Raw genomic sequence first — 13,321 nt, 5'->3', positions numbered from 1 at the left:
TGCGCGCCTTAACGGTCGCCGCGGGCGCGAAGCGCCTCGACGTTATGCGTGTGAACGTGGTCGCCGATCGCAATGTCGGCTGTCGCCCTGCCTATGACCTGACCGTATTTGAGGATGTCGTCCCCCGAGGACAGCGCGATGACCGCACATTTGTGGCCATAGGGTATGTCTGCCCGAAGCTCTACGGCGCCCGTGCGCTCGCCCCGCAACTCTGCGGAGACGCCTTTGGCGGCCTCGTCGATCAGGGTGGCGACATTGTCGTTCGGATGAAGCACGATCGCACGTGTCATTTTGTTTCCTCGTCTATTGCTGGTCCGGCAGATGCCCGCGCTCGATCGCGGGGAAAGGGATGCGCGCGGCGGCTCCGGCGGCTTTCAGCTCTTCGATGATGGCGACCGGAAGCGGCACGCCGTGGCGCTCCGCGGCCTGCTCCGCCTCCTGGGCGCGTTCGCCGGGAATGCGCGCCGACGGACCGCCCGCCGCGAGATAATGCGTGGTCCAGGCGGCGACGTGCTCGTCATAGGCCGCCCGGCCCTGCAACAGGTCCGGGTTGAAAACAAGAACCAACGCATTGAGACGCCCGCCACCGCTGGCGATCCCGCCGCCGGGATTGAGGCTATCCCGAAAGGTCGCGCCGGCGAGACTGCCCGCGAGAATCTCGACCATCATGGCGAGCCCGAGTCCTTTGTGCCCTCCGGCCGGAAGAAGCGAACCGAGCAGGGCCGCCTCCGCGTCGGTCGTCGGCTCGCCTTCGCCATCAAGCGCCCAGCCCTCCGGGATCGGCTCGTCGTTTCGAGTCGCGAGCAGAATGTTGCCGCGCGCCGCCACGCAACACGCCATATCGACGACGAAGGGCGGCTGGCCAAGGCGCGGCGCAACCATCGCAAAAGGGTTGTTGCCGATCATCGGCCTCTTTGCGCCCGGCGCGCCGATGACCGGGGGCGTCGCTTGAAACATGAGCGCGACGCAGCCCTTATCCGCGGCGCCGAGCAGGTTGACCCCGAGCGCACCAAGGTGCGCCGAATTCTGAATCTGACAGGTGACGACGGGGTACGTAGCGGCCAGAGCAAGAGCTTGGTCAACCGCTCTCGGCCCCGCGACCTGCCCAAGCGCCCCGCCAGCCTCGTAAGTGAAAACCGGACCATCCGGCGGCTCCGGAGACGGTGTCTCACGCGCGATCTCTCCGGCGGCGATCTTCTTGAGATAATCGCATAGTCTTGCGAGGCCGTGGGTCCGAAAACCGCGCGTGTCGCATCTGACGAGGGTCCGCGCGGCCAGGTTGGCGTCTCCTTCCGGGACCCCGGCCGCGTCCAACATCGCCGCGGTCCAGCGTTCGAGTTCGTCGCGGCGCGCTCTCGGGGGCGGAGATTTTGCGGCCAGCGTAGTCATAGTACAAATCTCTGGTAGTGTTTCAGGGCTGCGATCGCCTCCCTGATGCCGTTGCGCCTGAGGCGCTCCGCGCCCGCGGCGTCTCCGGCTTTCATTGCTTCGAGGGCGAGGCGAAGGTTGCGCAGTCCTTGTTCGGCGCGTCCGGGGAGCATGACGACGCGGCGCAGCGTGACATTGGTTTGGTCGCGAACGCTGTCGAGCATATCGGTCAGAACCGGATTGGCCGCCGCGTCGATAACCTCCTTGCGGAAACGCTGGAATAGCTTTTCATACAGGTGAAGCTCGCCGGCGAGCACGCGCTCCTCGAACGCGCCGTCAGCCTCTGCAAGGAGCTCCGCCCAGATTTCGCGGCGCCCGTTCTCCACGGCTCTTCGGACAGCGAGCCCTTCAAGAACCTCTCTCACATCGTAGATCTCGAATACCTGGCTCAGCTCCAGCCGCCGTGCGACAGCGCCTCTATTCGGCGTGCGAGCGACGAAGCCGCGAATCTCCAGAGCGGCGAGAGCCTCGCGCACCTTGGTGCGTGAAACGCCGAACTCACGAGCAATATCCTGCTCCTTGAGCTTCGACCCCGGCGCGATCTCATGCTCTGAGATCCGCGACCGAAGCTGCTCAACAATCCGTTGAACATCGGACCCCGAACCCGTTTCGGGTGCGCCGCTTGATGGCTTCGATTGTCGCGGTTGTTCAGATTCCATGTCCATTCCCATGTGTCGAGTTCACCCTCCAGGCCTCTCGTCATTTTGTCAACAATCTTGTCGACAAAACGCCTGGTGTGAATCGAACTCCGGCGTCACGAACCGAGAAAACGACTTTCTCCCGCTCGTGTGCGTGTTCCGCGTGATCTGCTCCCCTGAAACGGCTGCGGAAGAAGAACGAGCGGCTTAGGCGCGCGGTTTCGAACCTGACGCTGGACGAGTTGATTCTGAGGAAGGCGTCCTCGGGAAACTTCTGATCCTCTCCCTTTGTCGCGCATGCACCGATCGAGCGCGCGGTCGGATGAAAGTATCTGAGCGCCGCCTTCGCCGCGTTCTGGGCTCACACCGACTCACACCGCGTCGACCGGTACGGGGGTGTGCTGACGACGAACATCCGTTTGCCGCCATGATCGAACCGAAACGCCAGTTCGGTCTATCTGGGTATCGTCGGGCAAGTCCTGCAGTTAGAGCAGGGATCTAGACACGGTCAGTGATGACCAGCAGGCGGGCGATCTCGCGCCAAGCGGCATCGCACCCCAAAACAATCTCTATCGACCAGGGCAGCGAGTTCATCTCCCGCTACATGGGTTTCCGGTCGTATCGGCGCGGGGCTACACCCGACCTTTCACGGCCGGCAGAACCGACAGACAATGCGTTCGTCCTGGCCTTCGACGGTTGCATTCATGCCGAGTGCCGGCGCGCCAACTGGTTCATGACGCTCGCGAATGTGACCAAAATGCCGGGACCTTAGCGTCGATACTATAGCGAGAAACGGCCACTCGGCACGATTGGCGACAAGGCTCCGATCACGTTTACGAACTCGGGGCGACCGAGTTGCGGGCTGTCACAACGAGAGACACAACCAAGAGCACACTACGGATTGGAGAGGCTTCGCAGCTCAATAAGGCGGAGAATTCAAACAATGAGGTAAAGGTTTCCAGTTCCCGGCGCCGGCGCCAGAACTGGAAGAAATCCAGCGATCAAAGCGACCAAAGAAATGACCCGCGTCTGGGCACGGCGCCGGTGGCGCCCGAGGGCGGCCCCGGCGCCGCTCGGTTGCTGGCCGGATTGCGGTCGTCATGTGCGCAGGCGGGTCAGCGGGGCCTTTTGCACCAGCCGGTTCCCAGAGTCATTGGCGGTCCCGGTTCCGCAGCTCGAGAAACTCACGCCGCAGCGCGTCGTTCTCGAGGAAGGCGCCGCGCATGATCGAGGTGGTCATCACCGGCTTCTCGTCCTTGACCCCGCGCCAGTGCATGCAGAAGTGATCCGCCTCCATCACGATCGCCAGCCCGTCGGGCCGGATACGGCGCTCCAGTTCATCTGCCAGCATGATCGCCGCCTCTTCCTGGATCTGCGGCCGGCTCATGATCCAGTCGCAGAGCCGGGCGTACTTCGACAGTCCGATCAGGTCCGCGTCGGTGTTCGGCAGGACCCCGATCCATATTTTTCCCATGATCGGGCACAAATGGTGCGAGCAGGCGCTGCGCACGGTGATCGGGCCGACGATCATCAATTCGTTGAGCTGTGAGACGTTCGGAAAGCTGGTCACCGGCGGCGCATCGCGATACCGCCCGGCGAACACCTCGTCGAGAAACATCTTCGCCACCCGGCGCGCCGTGCCGGCGGTGTTGTGGTCGTTTTCGGTGTCGATCACCAGCGCGCCGAGCACCTCTTCCATCCGTTTCTCGACCTCCAGGCGCAATTCGTCCAGCTCACCGTCCTCAACGAAGGCGGCGATGTTGTCATTGGCCCGGAATGGCTGTCCGGCTCTCCTGAGTCGCGCGCGGATCCGGCTCGATACGGGCGCGTCGTCCGCAGTATAGGTGAGGGAGGGGATTCTGTTCAGCACGATCATACTCCTCGTCGGCGCGCGGCATGCGCTGCGTGGTCGACGGCTGGCCGACGCAACTGGTGTTGATGAAGAATTTTCATTCGGGCCGGTTCCGCCCGACCCCGTGGCCGTATACCAGCCGCCCGCCGAACCACCCGCCGACGGTCAGCGCGATGAACCCGCCAGCATCGAGCAAGAGCGAAACCGTATCTGGCGCAAGCGGTTGCAGATGGTCGAGCCGCAGGACCAGCCGCGCCGCGAAGAACGCGAAGGCGGCCATCATGGCGCCCATATGCGCCCAGGCGTCACTCATCGGGGCCCCCTCGGGCACCCGCGGCAGCTCGGCCATGCCGGCCAGCATGGCGAGCATCGCGAACGCGCAGCCGACAGCGAGCAGCCCACCCGACCAGCGCCAGGCGGCCTCTCCCAGCCACAGGCTCGTGAAATCGGCGACGACTGCAAGCGACCAGCAGGCGACCGGAAAATGGACGAATGCGGGATGCAGAGGATGACGCATGGAGTCAGATCACCTGGGACAGAACGGTCAGGAACCCGACCACGGCGACGCCGGCATGGACCACGACGACGGCCTTCGGCGCCAGACGCTTGCGCAGATGAAACGACGCGAGAAAGAACCCGCCTAGCGCCGCCGCCAGCAGGATCACGAAACCGATCAGGACGGTTTGCGAGGCCGCCCCCTCGATCAGCGCCGCGATCAGCAGGATGAGCCCCAGCGCACCGAGGCCGGCGTGGAGAAGCGACACCGCCCAGGGCGCGAACTTTTCGCGGAGCGCATGCCCGGCGAGGTAGAGCCCCCCGAGGGCGGCGATTGCAAAGACGATGACGGCGTAGACGATCATTTCGGTTTCCTTTCGGTTGGGCTGCATGATCGGCGAAGGCCGCGAAGAGCGTTTCCGCCCATCCCCGCCTCGCCCAACATTGTTCCGTCCGACCGTTGGATGCGGCGAAGGGGCGTTACGTTCCCAAAAAAATCTGCGAGATCGCGCCCTTGGTGTTTGAGCACGGCGCCATCGGCGTCGCGAGGCCCGCGCGGGGGCCGAATCCGCAGTGTTCGCGACCGCTGGCGGCGACCCGTTGCTGCGGTTATGCATGGTCGCAAAGAGGAGAGTTCAGCCGACGTGTCTCACGTAATCGAGTATTTCTACTCCATCCGTTCCTCGTTCGCTTATCTCGGCGCGGCGCGGCTCAATGCGCTGGCGGCGGAGCATGGCGTCACGGTTTCTCATCATCCCATGGATCTGCTGGCGCTGGTCGAGGGGCGTTACGCTTTCGACGGCGCGCGGACGACGGACCGTCCCCACGCCGGCGCCCGTGTCATGGAGAAGGACCCGATCCGCGAAAGCTACACGCAGCTCGAATACCGCCGCTGGGGAAAGCATCTCGGCATCGGGATCAATGTCGATCCGTCCCATCACTACGGCCCGCGCGAGCTTCCCTCAGGCGCCGTCATCGCGGCGCAGCGCCGTGGCCTGGACGCCGGCCGGCTCAGCCACGCGATCCTCGAGGCGCTCTGGCGCGACGATCGCGATATCGCCGCCGTCAAGATCATCGCGGAGATCGTTGACGGACTTGAGCTCGGCGTCGCGGGCGTCCTCCTCTGCGAGGAGGCGATGCGCGCCGACATTCAGGAAGAGATGCAGGCCAACACGCGCGAAGCCGCGAGGCGCGGCGTCTTCGGCTCGCCGACCTATATCTGGAAAGACGAGCTCTTTTTCGGTCAGGACAGGCTGGAGTTTCTCCGACGCGCGATCGATGGCTCCGAGGCTTCGCCGACATGAGCGGCGATATCGCCGGAGGCTGACCGTATTCCCAAGAGATCGCGCCGGGTGCGCGCGCTTCACCCCGTTACGGGCGAACGATCAGAGCGCGTCCCGTGCTAGAGGTCCGGCGGGGCGGCGTCCGCGGCGGAGAAACTGACGCCCTCTATTGTCGATTCTTCGAGCAGGCGGGTCACGAGCGCCCTGGCGCCCCGCGCCCAGGCGGCGCGTTCGAGCATCTCGCGAATACGTTGGCGCACATTGTCGAAAGGGAGAATCTCACCCTCCGCACGGGCGTCGAGCCGGATGATGTGAAAGCCGTAGCGCGTCTCCACCGGGGCCGGGCTTATCGCTCCTTCCTCAAGCGCTTCGAGCGCCGCTTCGAACTCGGGCACGGTGTCTCCGGCGGTGATCTGCCCGAGGCGGCCGCCGTTCCCCCGCGATTCGCAGGCCGAGTTTTCCCTCGCCAGCCGATCGAAGGCGCGCGCGTCGACCATGATCTCCTTCAGCAGCGCTTCGGCGAATTCGCGGGCCTTTGCGCGCGCAGCGGGGTCGTCAGGCGGTGCGGGCAGGAGGATGTGCGCCGCTTCATAGAGGTTCGGCGCGCGAAAGCGTTGCTCGTGGGCGGCGTAGAAGGCGCGGCACGCGTCATCATCGGGAGGCTCAGCCCGGACATGCGTCTCGATCACCGCACGCACGAGCGCCTCGTCCCTGGTCTCCCGCCGGCCGGGTCCCAATTCCTGCTGTTCGGGATCCAACTCCAGCCGGCGCGCCGCCTGCAGCAGAAGCGCCCGCACCGCCAGCGCCCGCGCGGCCGCCCGCCAGGCGAGGCCCGGTTTGCCGGGTGGGGCCGGGTGGTTCTGCGCCTCCGCAGCGATCAGCGAGGAGGGGATCACCTCGCCGTTGACCGAGACCTCGGGTTGGAGCGCGCGCGCCTGCATCATTCGGCCGCGGGGCGCCGGCGCCCGCGCACGATCTGGTAGCCGGGGCGCCAGAGATAGCGCACCGGCGCGGAGAGCATGTGCACGAGCCGGGTGAACGGGAACAGGAGGAAGATCGTCAGCCCGAGGAAGATATGCAGTTTGAAAAGGATGTTGGCGTTCGCGACATGGGTCCAGGAATCGGCCCTGAGAGTGAAGATGCCCTGCGCCCAAGTCATGAACTTGACCATCTCGTCGCCGTCAAGATGCTGCAAAGACACGAAGATCGTGAGAAAGCCGAGCACGAGCTGCGCCATGAGCAGGATCAGGATCCATGTGTCCGCAAAGCTCGAATGCGCGCGTACGCGCGGGTCGGTCAGTCTGCGGTGAAGAAGGATTGCGCCGCCGGCCAGCGCCATGATCGCGCCGGCGCCCCCGACGATGATGGCGAGCCACTGCTTGAAGGTGTGTGAAATTCCGACAAGCTCGAAGAACCAGAGCGGCGTCAGGAGCCCGCCGAGATGGCCGACGAAAATTGTCAGGACGCCGACATGAAAGAGCACCGAGCCGAGGATGAATCGCCCTCGGCGCAGCAGCTGGCTGGAGCTGGACTTCCATGTGAACGGGTCGCGCTCATACCGGATGATGGAGCCGAGGGCGAGCACGGTCAGCGCGATATAGGGGTAGATCTGGAACAACAGGAAGTTCATCTGGGCCTCCTCCGGCTCAGCCTTTTTCGCCGGTCCATTCCGGCTGTGGCGCAGGCCCCATTCGGGCCAACAGGTCGCGGCCCGTCGGGCAGCCCGCGTTCGGGTCCGGCCCGAACGTCACCGCCGCCTCCTCCCAGATCGCGTCGAGCGCGGCGAGATCTTCGGGGTCGTCATCAGGTTGAGCGGAGATTTCCGCCAGAAGCTCCGCCTCGGCCGGGCTGGCGGCGAGCGTCTCCAGCGCGCGAAAGACCGGCGCATAGGGACTTTTTCGCTTTTCAAGCCGCTCAGCCACCGCGACGAAGATATGCGCCGCGTCCGCCAGCATCTCCCGCGCTTCCGCCAGCGGCCGCGTGGAAAGGAACTCGAGCAGCATCGGCAGGTGGTCCGGCAACTCCGGCCCGACCGGCTCGAACCCGCCGGCGCGATAGGTTTCGAGCAGATCGACCATCGCGCCGCCGCGATCGCGGCTTTCGCCGTGAACATGCTCGAAGAGGTTCAAGGAGAGAGATCGCGAGCGATCGAAGAGCAGCACGAACCGCTCCTGAACATCGAAGATGTCGTCGGCCGCGAACTGCGCGAGAAGCGGCTCCAGTCCAGCAATCGCCTCCGCCCCCAGCAGTCCTTCATCGCAGAGCGCGCGGGCGATATCGGGCGCGGCGGCCTGAAGCTCGGGACTGGGATAGGTGAGCAACGCAGACAGGGCTCTCAAGGTGACGGTCATGAGTTCATCGCCTCGGGGATGGTCAGGCCGCGCTTCTTCTTCCCGCCGAACATCGAGCGGCCGGAGCTTCCGGTTGAGCAGCCATTTCCGTCGGTGAAGCCGCAACCGCCCCTGAGACCCATGATGTCCTCTTCGGCCAGTTCACGATGGGCGGTGGGGATCACGAAACGGTCTTCGTAATCGGCGATGGCCATGATCTTGTACATGTCCTCGATCAGCGCCGGCGTCAGGCCGACGCGCTCCGCGATCGCCTCGTCGATCACGCCGTCCACGGTTTTCGAGCGCATGTAGCCGCGCATGGCGAGCATCCGTTCCAGGGCGGTGACGATCGGCTCATCCTTGCCCGCCGTCAGCAGGTTGGAGAGGTAACGCACCGGAATTCGCAGCGACCGGACGTCGGGCATCTCGCCATCATGGCCGATCGCGCCAGCCTCGGCCGCGTTCTGGATCGGCGAGAGAGGCGGAACATACCAGACCATCGGCAGCGTGCGGTATTCCGGATGCAGCGGAAAGGCGATCTTCCAGTCCATCGCCATCTTGTAGACGGGCGAGCGTTTCGCGGCCTCCAACCAGTCTCGCGGCACGCCGTCGGCCAGCGCCTGCGCCTCGACTTCCGGATCGTGCGGGTCGAGAAATATGTCGAGTTGGGCCTGATAGAGATCCTGCTCATTCTCGGTCGCCGCGGCGCTCTCGATCGCGTCCGCATCGTAGAGCATCACGCCGAGATAGCGGATCCGCCCTACGCAGGTTTCCGAGCACACTGTCGGCTGGCCGCTCTCGATCCGGGGGTAGCAGAAGGTGCATTTCTCGGATTTGCCGGTTTCCCAATTGTAGTAGATCTTCTTGTAGGGACAGCCCGAGACGCACATCCGCCAGCCGCGGCATTTTTCCTGGTCGATCAGGACGATGCCGTCCTCCTCACGCTTGTAGATCGCGCCGGAGGGGCAGGACGCCAGGCAGCTCGGGTTGAGGCAATGCTCGCACAGCCGCGGCAGATACATCATGAACGTGTTTTCGAACTGGCCGTAAATTTCCTTTTGTACGCCCTCGAAGTTGTAGTCCTTCGAACGCTTCTCGAATTCGCCGCCGAGGATCTCCTCCCAGTTCGGGCCCCATTCTATCTTCTCCATCCGCTCGCCGGAGATCAGCGAGCGTGGGCGCGCGGTCGGGAAATGCTCCATCTCCGGCGCTGACTGCAGATGCTCGTAATCGAAGGTGAAGGGCTCGTAGAAGTCGTCGATTTCCGGAAGGTCGGGGTTGCCGAAGATGTTCGCGAGGATGCGCCACTTGGCGCCCTGCTTGGGATGGATATGGCCGCTCTTGTTTCTCACCCAGCCGCCGTTCCAGCGTTTCTGGTTCTCCCAGTCCTTGGGATAGCCGATGCCGGGTTTGGTTTCGACATTGTTGAACCAAGCGTATTCGACGCCGTCGCGGCTGGTCCAGACGTTCTTGCAGGTGATCGAACAGGTGTGGCAACCGATGCACTTGTCGAGATTCAGAACCTTGCCGATTTGCGCGCGGATCTTCATTCTGCGGCCTCCACTTGCCGGGTTTCGGGCGCCGCTGGCTGGTCCAGCCAGTCCACTTCGGTCATCTTTCGCACCACCACGAATTCGTCGCGGTTCGAGCCCACCGTGCCGTAATAGTTGAAGCCGTAACTGAGCTGGGCGTAGCCGCCGATCATGTGCGTGGGCTTCATCACGGTGCGGGTGACGGAATTGTGAATCCCGCCTCGCCGCCCGGTGCGCTGCGAGCCGGGCACGTTCACGATCTTCTCCTGCGCGTGATACATGAACACCGTGCCGGGCTTGATGCGCTGCGAGACCACCGCCCGCGCCACCAGCGCGCCGTTCATGTTGTAGGCCTCGATCCAGTCGTTATCGACGATGCCGGCCGTCTTGGCGTCATCTTCCGACAGCCAGACGATCGGTCCGCCGCGGCTCATGGTGAGCATCAGAAGGTTGTCGGTATAGGTCGAATGGATGCCCCATTTCTGATGGGGGGTGATGAAGTTCAGCACCACATGCGGCGTTCCATCGCGCTCCGCTTCGTTGATCTCACCGGTGATGGTCTTGAGGTCAACTGGCGGACGGTAGACGCAGAGCGCCTCGCCGAAGGCGCGCATCCAGAGATGATCCTGGTATAGCTGCTGGCGGCCGCTGAGCGTGCGCCACGGGATCAGTTCGTGGACGTTGGTGTAGCCGGCGTTGTAGCAGACCTCCTCGCTTTCGATGCCAGACCAGGTTGGCGAGGAGATGATCTTGCGCGGCTGAGCCGCGATGTCACGGAAGCGGATCTTCTCATCCTCCTTCGCCTCCGCCAGATGGATGTGGTCGCGCCCGGTGATCTTGCCGAGCGCCTTCCACGCCTTCACCGCGACCTCGCCGTTGGTTTCGGGCGCCAGCATCAGCACCACTTCCGCCGCGTCGATGCCGGTGTCGATCTTCGCAAGTCCCGCGGTGGGCCCTTCCTCGAGCACCGGATCGTTGAGGTCGATCAGATGCTTCACTTCGGTCTTGGTGTCCCAGGCGATGCCCTTTCCGCCATTGCCGATCTTCTCCATAAGCGGCCCGAGCGAGGTGAAGCGCTTGTAGAGATTCGGGTAATCGCGCTCGACGGCGATGTAATTCGGCGCTGTCTCGCCCGGGATCAATTCACATTCGCCTTTCTTCCAGTCGCGGACATGGCCCTGTGTGATCTCGCCGGCGCTGTCATGCTGTAGCGGCAATTGCACCACGTCGTCCTCGACCCCTAGGATCTCCGGCGCAATCTCGCTGAACTTCTTCGCGATGGTCTTGAAGATCTCCCAGTCCGAGCGCGACTCATAGGCCGGGTCCACCGCCGCCTGCAGCGGGTGGATGAACGGGTGCATGTCGGAAGTGTTGAGATCGTCCTTCTCGTACCAACTCGCCGCGGGCAGCACGATGTCGGAATAAACTGCGGTGGTGGACATGCGGAAATCGAGCGTCACGAGGAGATCGAGTTTCCCCTCCGGCGCTTTGTCGCGCCAGACGGCCTCTTTCGAGCGGACCTTGCCCTCGTCGCCGAGCTCCTTGCCGATCACCCCGTGAACGGCGCCGAGCAGATGCTTGAGGAAATACTCGTGCCCCTTGCCGCTGGAGCCGAGAATATTGGAGCGCCAGACGAAGAGATTGCGCGGCCAGTTCTCCGGCGCGTCCGGGTCCTCGCAGGACATCTGCAATTCGCCAGACTTCAACCGTTCAGCCACGTAGTCCTTCACGTCCGCGCCGGCCTCCTTCGCGGCGCGCCCCACCTCCAGCGGGTTGGTCTTCAGCTGCGGCGCGGAGGGGAGCCACCCCATCCGCTCGGCGCGGATGTTGAGGTCGATCATGCTTGCGTCCCAATCGCCTTCCGGCGCGGTGGGGCTGAGGATCTCGCTCACCTTCACGGTTTCGTAGCGCCACTGGTCGCTATGCGCGTACCAGGCCGAGGTCCCGTTCATCTGGCGTGGCGGTCGCGCCCAGTCGAGCGCGAAGGTGAGCGCTGTCCAACCGGTCTGTGGGCGCAGTTTCTCCTGGCCCACATAGTGGCTCCAGCCACCGCCGGACTGGCCGACGCAACCGCACATCACCAGCATGTTGATGATGCCGCGATAGGCCATATCCATGTGGTACCAGTGATTGATCCCGGCCCCGAGGATGACCATCGACTTGCCATTCGTCTTTTCGGCGTTCAGCGCGAACTCGCGGGCCACGGTGACGATGGCGTTGGCCTTCACACCGGTGATCTTCTCCGCCCAGGCCGGGGTGTAGGGAATGTCGGCTTCGTAGTCGGCGGCGACCCACTCGCCGCCGAGCCCCCGGTCAACGCCGTAATTGGCGCAGAAGAGATCGAAAACGGTCGCCACAAGCGCTTCGCCCTCGGTGGTCTGGATGCGCCGCACCGGCACGTTGCGGGTGAGTATTTCGGGATGCTCGGTTTTCACAAACGGGCCGCGCGCCGCGCCGCCGAAATAGGGGAAATCGACGCCGACCACGTCGTCGCGGTTCTCTTCGGCGACCTGGCTCAGACGCAGCCGCGTGTTCGCGCGGCCCGCCTTCTCCTCAAGGTTCCACTTGCCGTCCTCGCCCCAGCGAAAGCCGATCGAGCCGTTCGGGACCACGATCTCGCCTTTCTTTTCGTCCCAGGCGACGGTCTTCCAGTCGGGGTTGTTCTTCTGCCCGAGCGCGTCGTCGAAATCGCCGGCCCGCAGCATTCGCCCTGGCACGTAGCGGCCGTCCTTCGCGTCGAGCCGCACCAACATCGGAAAGTCGGTGTATTTGCGCGCGTAATCGGCGAAATATTCCGGCTGCCGATCAATGTGGAACTCGCGCAATATGACATGGCCCATCGCCATCGCCAGCGCGCTGTCGGTGCCGGCGCGCGGCGACAGCCAGATATCGGAAAATTTGGAGGCCTCCGAGTAATCCGGGCTGACCACGCAGGACTTCGCGCCGCGATAGCGCGCCTCGGTGTAGAAATGCGCGTCGGGCGTGCGGGTTTGCGGAACATTGGAGCCCCAGAGCATCAGAAAGCTGGCGTTGTACCAGTCCGCGCTTTCCGGAACGTCGGTCTGCTCGCCCCAGGTCTGCGGGCTGGACGGCGGCAGATCGCAATACCAGTCATAGAACGACATGCAGGTGCCGCCCAGAAGCGACAGATAGCGCGCGCCGGCGGCGTAGGAGATCATCGACATCGCCGGAATTGGCGAGAAGCCGAACACCCGGTCCGGCCCGTACTTCTTTGTCGTATAGGCGTTGGCCGCAGCCACGATCTCGGACGCTTCGTCCCATGAGGCGCGGACGAATCCGCCCTTGCCGCGCACCTCCGTATAGGATTTCCGCAGCACCGGGTCCGCCTGGATCGCCGCCCAGGCCGCGGTAGGGCTCTTGCTCTCGCGCATCTTGCGCCAGAGCTTGAGTAGACGGGAGCGCACGAGCGGGGTTTTCACCCGGTTGGCGGAATATAGATACCAGCTGTAAGAGGCGCCACGCGAACATCCCCGCGGTTCATGGTTCGGCAAATCGGGCCGGGTCCGCGGATAGTCGGTCTGTTGCGTCTCCCAGGTGACGATGCCGGACTTGACGTAGATCTTCCACGAACATGAGCCCGTGCAGTTGACCCCGTGGGTGGAGCGCACGATCTTGTCGTGACGCCAGCGATTTCGGTAGACTTCCTCCCATGCCCGATTGTCAGCGGTGGTCTCTCCATGGCCGCCGGCGAAAGTCTGACGTTTTTGCAGGAAATTCAAACGGTCGAGAAGGTGGCTCATGG

Annotated in this window: 12 protein-coding genes; 1 reads left to right on the top strand and 11 read right to left on the bottom strand. The window is 64.0% G+C overall.

Annotation, left to right across the window (positions count from 1 at the left end; translation table 11 throughout):
• Positions 1 to 8 precede the first annotated feature (8 nt).
• The 6 genes from G5B40_RS12435 to G5B40_RS12410 form a co-directional block, all read right to left on the bottom strand.
• Positions 9 to 290, bottom strand: a complete 282-nt coding sequence (locus G5B40_RS12435; protein WP_165099105.1) for a UxaA family hydrolase — start codon at positions 288 to 290, stop codon at positions 9 to 11.
• A gap of 13 nt (positions 291 to 303) precedes the next feature.
• The gene (locus G5B40_RS12430; RefSeq protein WP_165099103.1) at positions 304 to 1,317 is read right to left on the bottom strand and encodes an Ldh family oxidoreductase; all 1,014 of its coding nucleotides are present in this window, start codon (positions 1,315 to 1,317) and stop codon (positions 304 to 306) included.
• Positions 1,318 to 1,385: 68 nt separating this feature from the next.
• Positions 1,386 to 2,087, bottom strand: coding sequence for a GntR family transcriptional regulator (locus G5B40_RS12425; protein WP_165099099.1), 702 nt, complete (start codon positions 2,085 to 2,087; stop codon positions 1,386 to 1,388).
• Between the two features lie 1,129 nt (positions 2,088 to 3,216).
• The gene (gene folE, locus G5B40_RS12420; RefSeq protein ID WP_246209494.1) at positions 3,217 to 3,936 is read right to left on the bottom strand and encodes a GTP cyclohydrolase I; all 720 of its coding nucleotides are present in this window, start codon (positions 3,934 to 3,936) and stop codon (positions 3,217 to 3,219) included.
• A 79-nt stretch (positions 3,937 to 4,015) separates the two neighbouring features.
• The gene (locus G5B40_RS12415) at positions 4,016 to 4,435 is read right to left on the bottom strand and encodes a DUF2231 domain-containing protein (RefSeq protein ID WP_165099095.1); all 420 of its coding nucleotides are present in this window, start codon (positions 4,433 to 4,435) and stop codon (positions 4,016 to 4,018) included.
• Between the two features lie 4 nt (positions 4,436 to 4,439).
• Positions 4,440 to 4,778: a hypothetical protein gene (locus G5B40_RS12410; RefSeq protein WP_165099093.1), complete on the bottom strand. Its 339-nt coding sequence runs from the start codon at positions 4,776 to 4,778 to the stop codon at positions 4,440 to 4,442.
• 279 nt (positions 4,779 to 5,057) lie between these two features.
• Between G5B40_RS12410 and G5B40_RS12405 the strand changes: the two genes are divergently transcribed.
• Positions 5,058 to 5,717 carry a 2-hydroxychromene-2-carboxylate isomerase gene (locus G5B40_RS12405; RefSeq protein WP_165099091.1) on the top strand — a complete coding sequence of 220 codons (660 nt, stop codon included), beginning with the start codon at positions 5,058 to 5,060 and terminating at the stop codon, positions 5,715 to 5,717.
• Between the two features lie 98 nt (positions 5,718 to 5,815).
• Here G5B40_RS12405 and G5B40_RS12400 read toward each other — a convergent pair whose 3' ends face one another.
• Genes G5B40_RS12400 through G5B40_RS12380 form a run of 5 tightly spaced genes read right to left on the bottom strand, consistent with a single transcriptional unit; the run spans position 5,816 to position 13,319 of the window.
• Positions 5,816 to 6,640 (bottom strand): peptidylprolyl isomerase, encoded by an 825-nt coding sequence (locus G5B40_RS12400; RefSeq protein ID WP_246209493.1) that lies wholly within the window; start codon positions 6,638 to 6,640, stop codon positions 5,816 to 5,818.
• Positions 6,637 to 7,326 (bottom strand): respiratory nitrate reductase subunit gamma, encoded by a 690-nt coding sequence (gene narI / locus G5B40_RS12395; RefSeq protein ID WP_165099088.1) that lies wholly within the window; start codon positions 7,324 to 7,326, stop codon positions 6,637 to 6,639. The genes G5B40_RS12400 and narI overlap by 4 nt, the downstream gene beginning before the upstream one ends.
• 16 nt (positions 7,327 to 7,342) lie before the next feature.
• On the bottom strand, positions 7,343 to 8,047 hold the full coding sequence (gene narJ, locus G5B40_RS12390) for a nitrate reductase molybdenum cofactor assembly chaperone (protein WP_165099085.1): 705 nt from the start codon (positions 8,045 to 8,047) through the stop codon (positions 7,343 to 7,345).
• Positions 8,044 to 9,576: a nitrate reductase subunit beta gene (gene narH, locus G5B40_RS12385; RefSeq protein WP_165099083.1), complete on the bottom strand. Its 1,533-nt coding sequence runs from the start codon at positions 9,574 to 9,576 to the stop codon at positions 8,044 to 8,046. Before narH ends, narJ begins: the two co-directional genes overlap by 4 nt.
• Complete coding sequence (locus G5B40_RS12380) at positions 9,573 to 13,319, bottom strand: nitrate reductase subunit alpha (RefSeq protein WP_165099081.1); 3,747 nt, start codon at positions 13,317 to 13,319, stop codon at positions 9,573 to 9,575. Before G5B40_RS12380 ends, narH begins: the two co-directional genes overlap by 4 nt.
• Positions 13,320 to 13,321 lie beyond the last annotated feature (2 nt).

The organism is Pikeienuella piscinae, from assembly GCF_011044155.1.
GTDB lineage: Bacteria > Pseudomonadota > Alphaproteobacteria > Rhodobacterales > Rhodobacteraceae > Pikeienuella > Pikeienuella piscinae.
This window is presented reverse-complemented; position numbering and strand designations above follow the sequence as displayed.

Excerpts from the sequence above, each read along its gene's own strand:
- narH (WP_165099083.1), bottom strand. The coding sequence starts at position 9,576 with ATGAAGATCCGCGCGCAAATCGGCAAGGTTCTGAATCTCGACAAGTGC.
- G5B40_RS12435 (WP_165099105.1), bottom strand. The coding sequence starts at position 290 with ATGACACGTGCGATCGTGCTTCATCCGAACGACAATGTCGCCACCCTG.
- G5B40_RS12410 (WP_165099093.1), bottom strand. The coding sequence starts at position 4,778 with ATGATCGTCTACGCCGTCATCGTCTTTGCAATCGCCGCCCTCGGGGGG.
- narJ (WP_165099085.1), bottom strand. The coding sequence starts at position 8,047 with ATGACCGTCACCTTGAGAGCCCTGTCTGCGTTGCTCACCTATCCCAGT.
- G5B40_RS12425 (WP_165099099.1), bottom strand. The coding sequence starts at position 2,087 with ATGGAATCTGAACAACCGCGACAATCGAAGCCATCAAGCGGCGCACCC.
- G5B40_RS12380 (WP_165099081.1), bottom strand. The coding sequence starts at position 13,319 with ATGAGCCACCTTCTCGACCGTTTGAATTTCCTGCAAAAACGTCAGACT.
- narI (WP_165099088.1), bottom strand. The coding sequence starts at position 7,326 with ATGAACTTCCTGTTGTTCCAGATCTACCCCTATATCGCGCTGACCGTG.
- G5B40_RS12415 (WP_165099095.1), bottom strand. The coding sequence starts at position 4,435 with ATGCGTCATCCTCTGCATCCCGCATTCGTCCATTTTCCGGTCGCCTGC.
- G5B40_RS12430 (WP_165099103.1), bottom strand. The coding sequence starts at position 1,317 with ATGTTGGACGCGGCCGGGGTCCCGGAAGGAGACGCCAACCTGGCCGCG.
- G5B40_RS12400 (WP_246209493.1), bottom strand. The coding sequence starts at position 6,640 with ATGATGCAGGCGCGCGCGCTCCAACCCGAGGTCTCGGTCAACGGCGAG.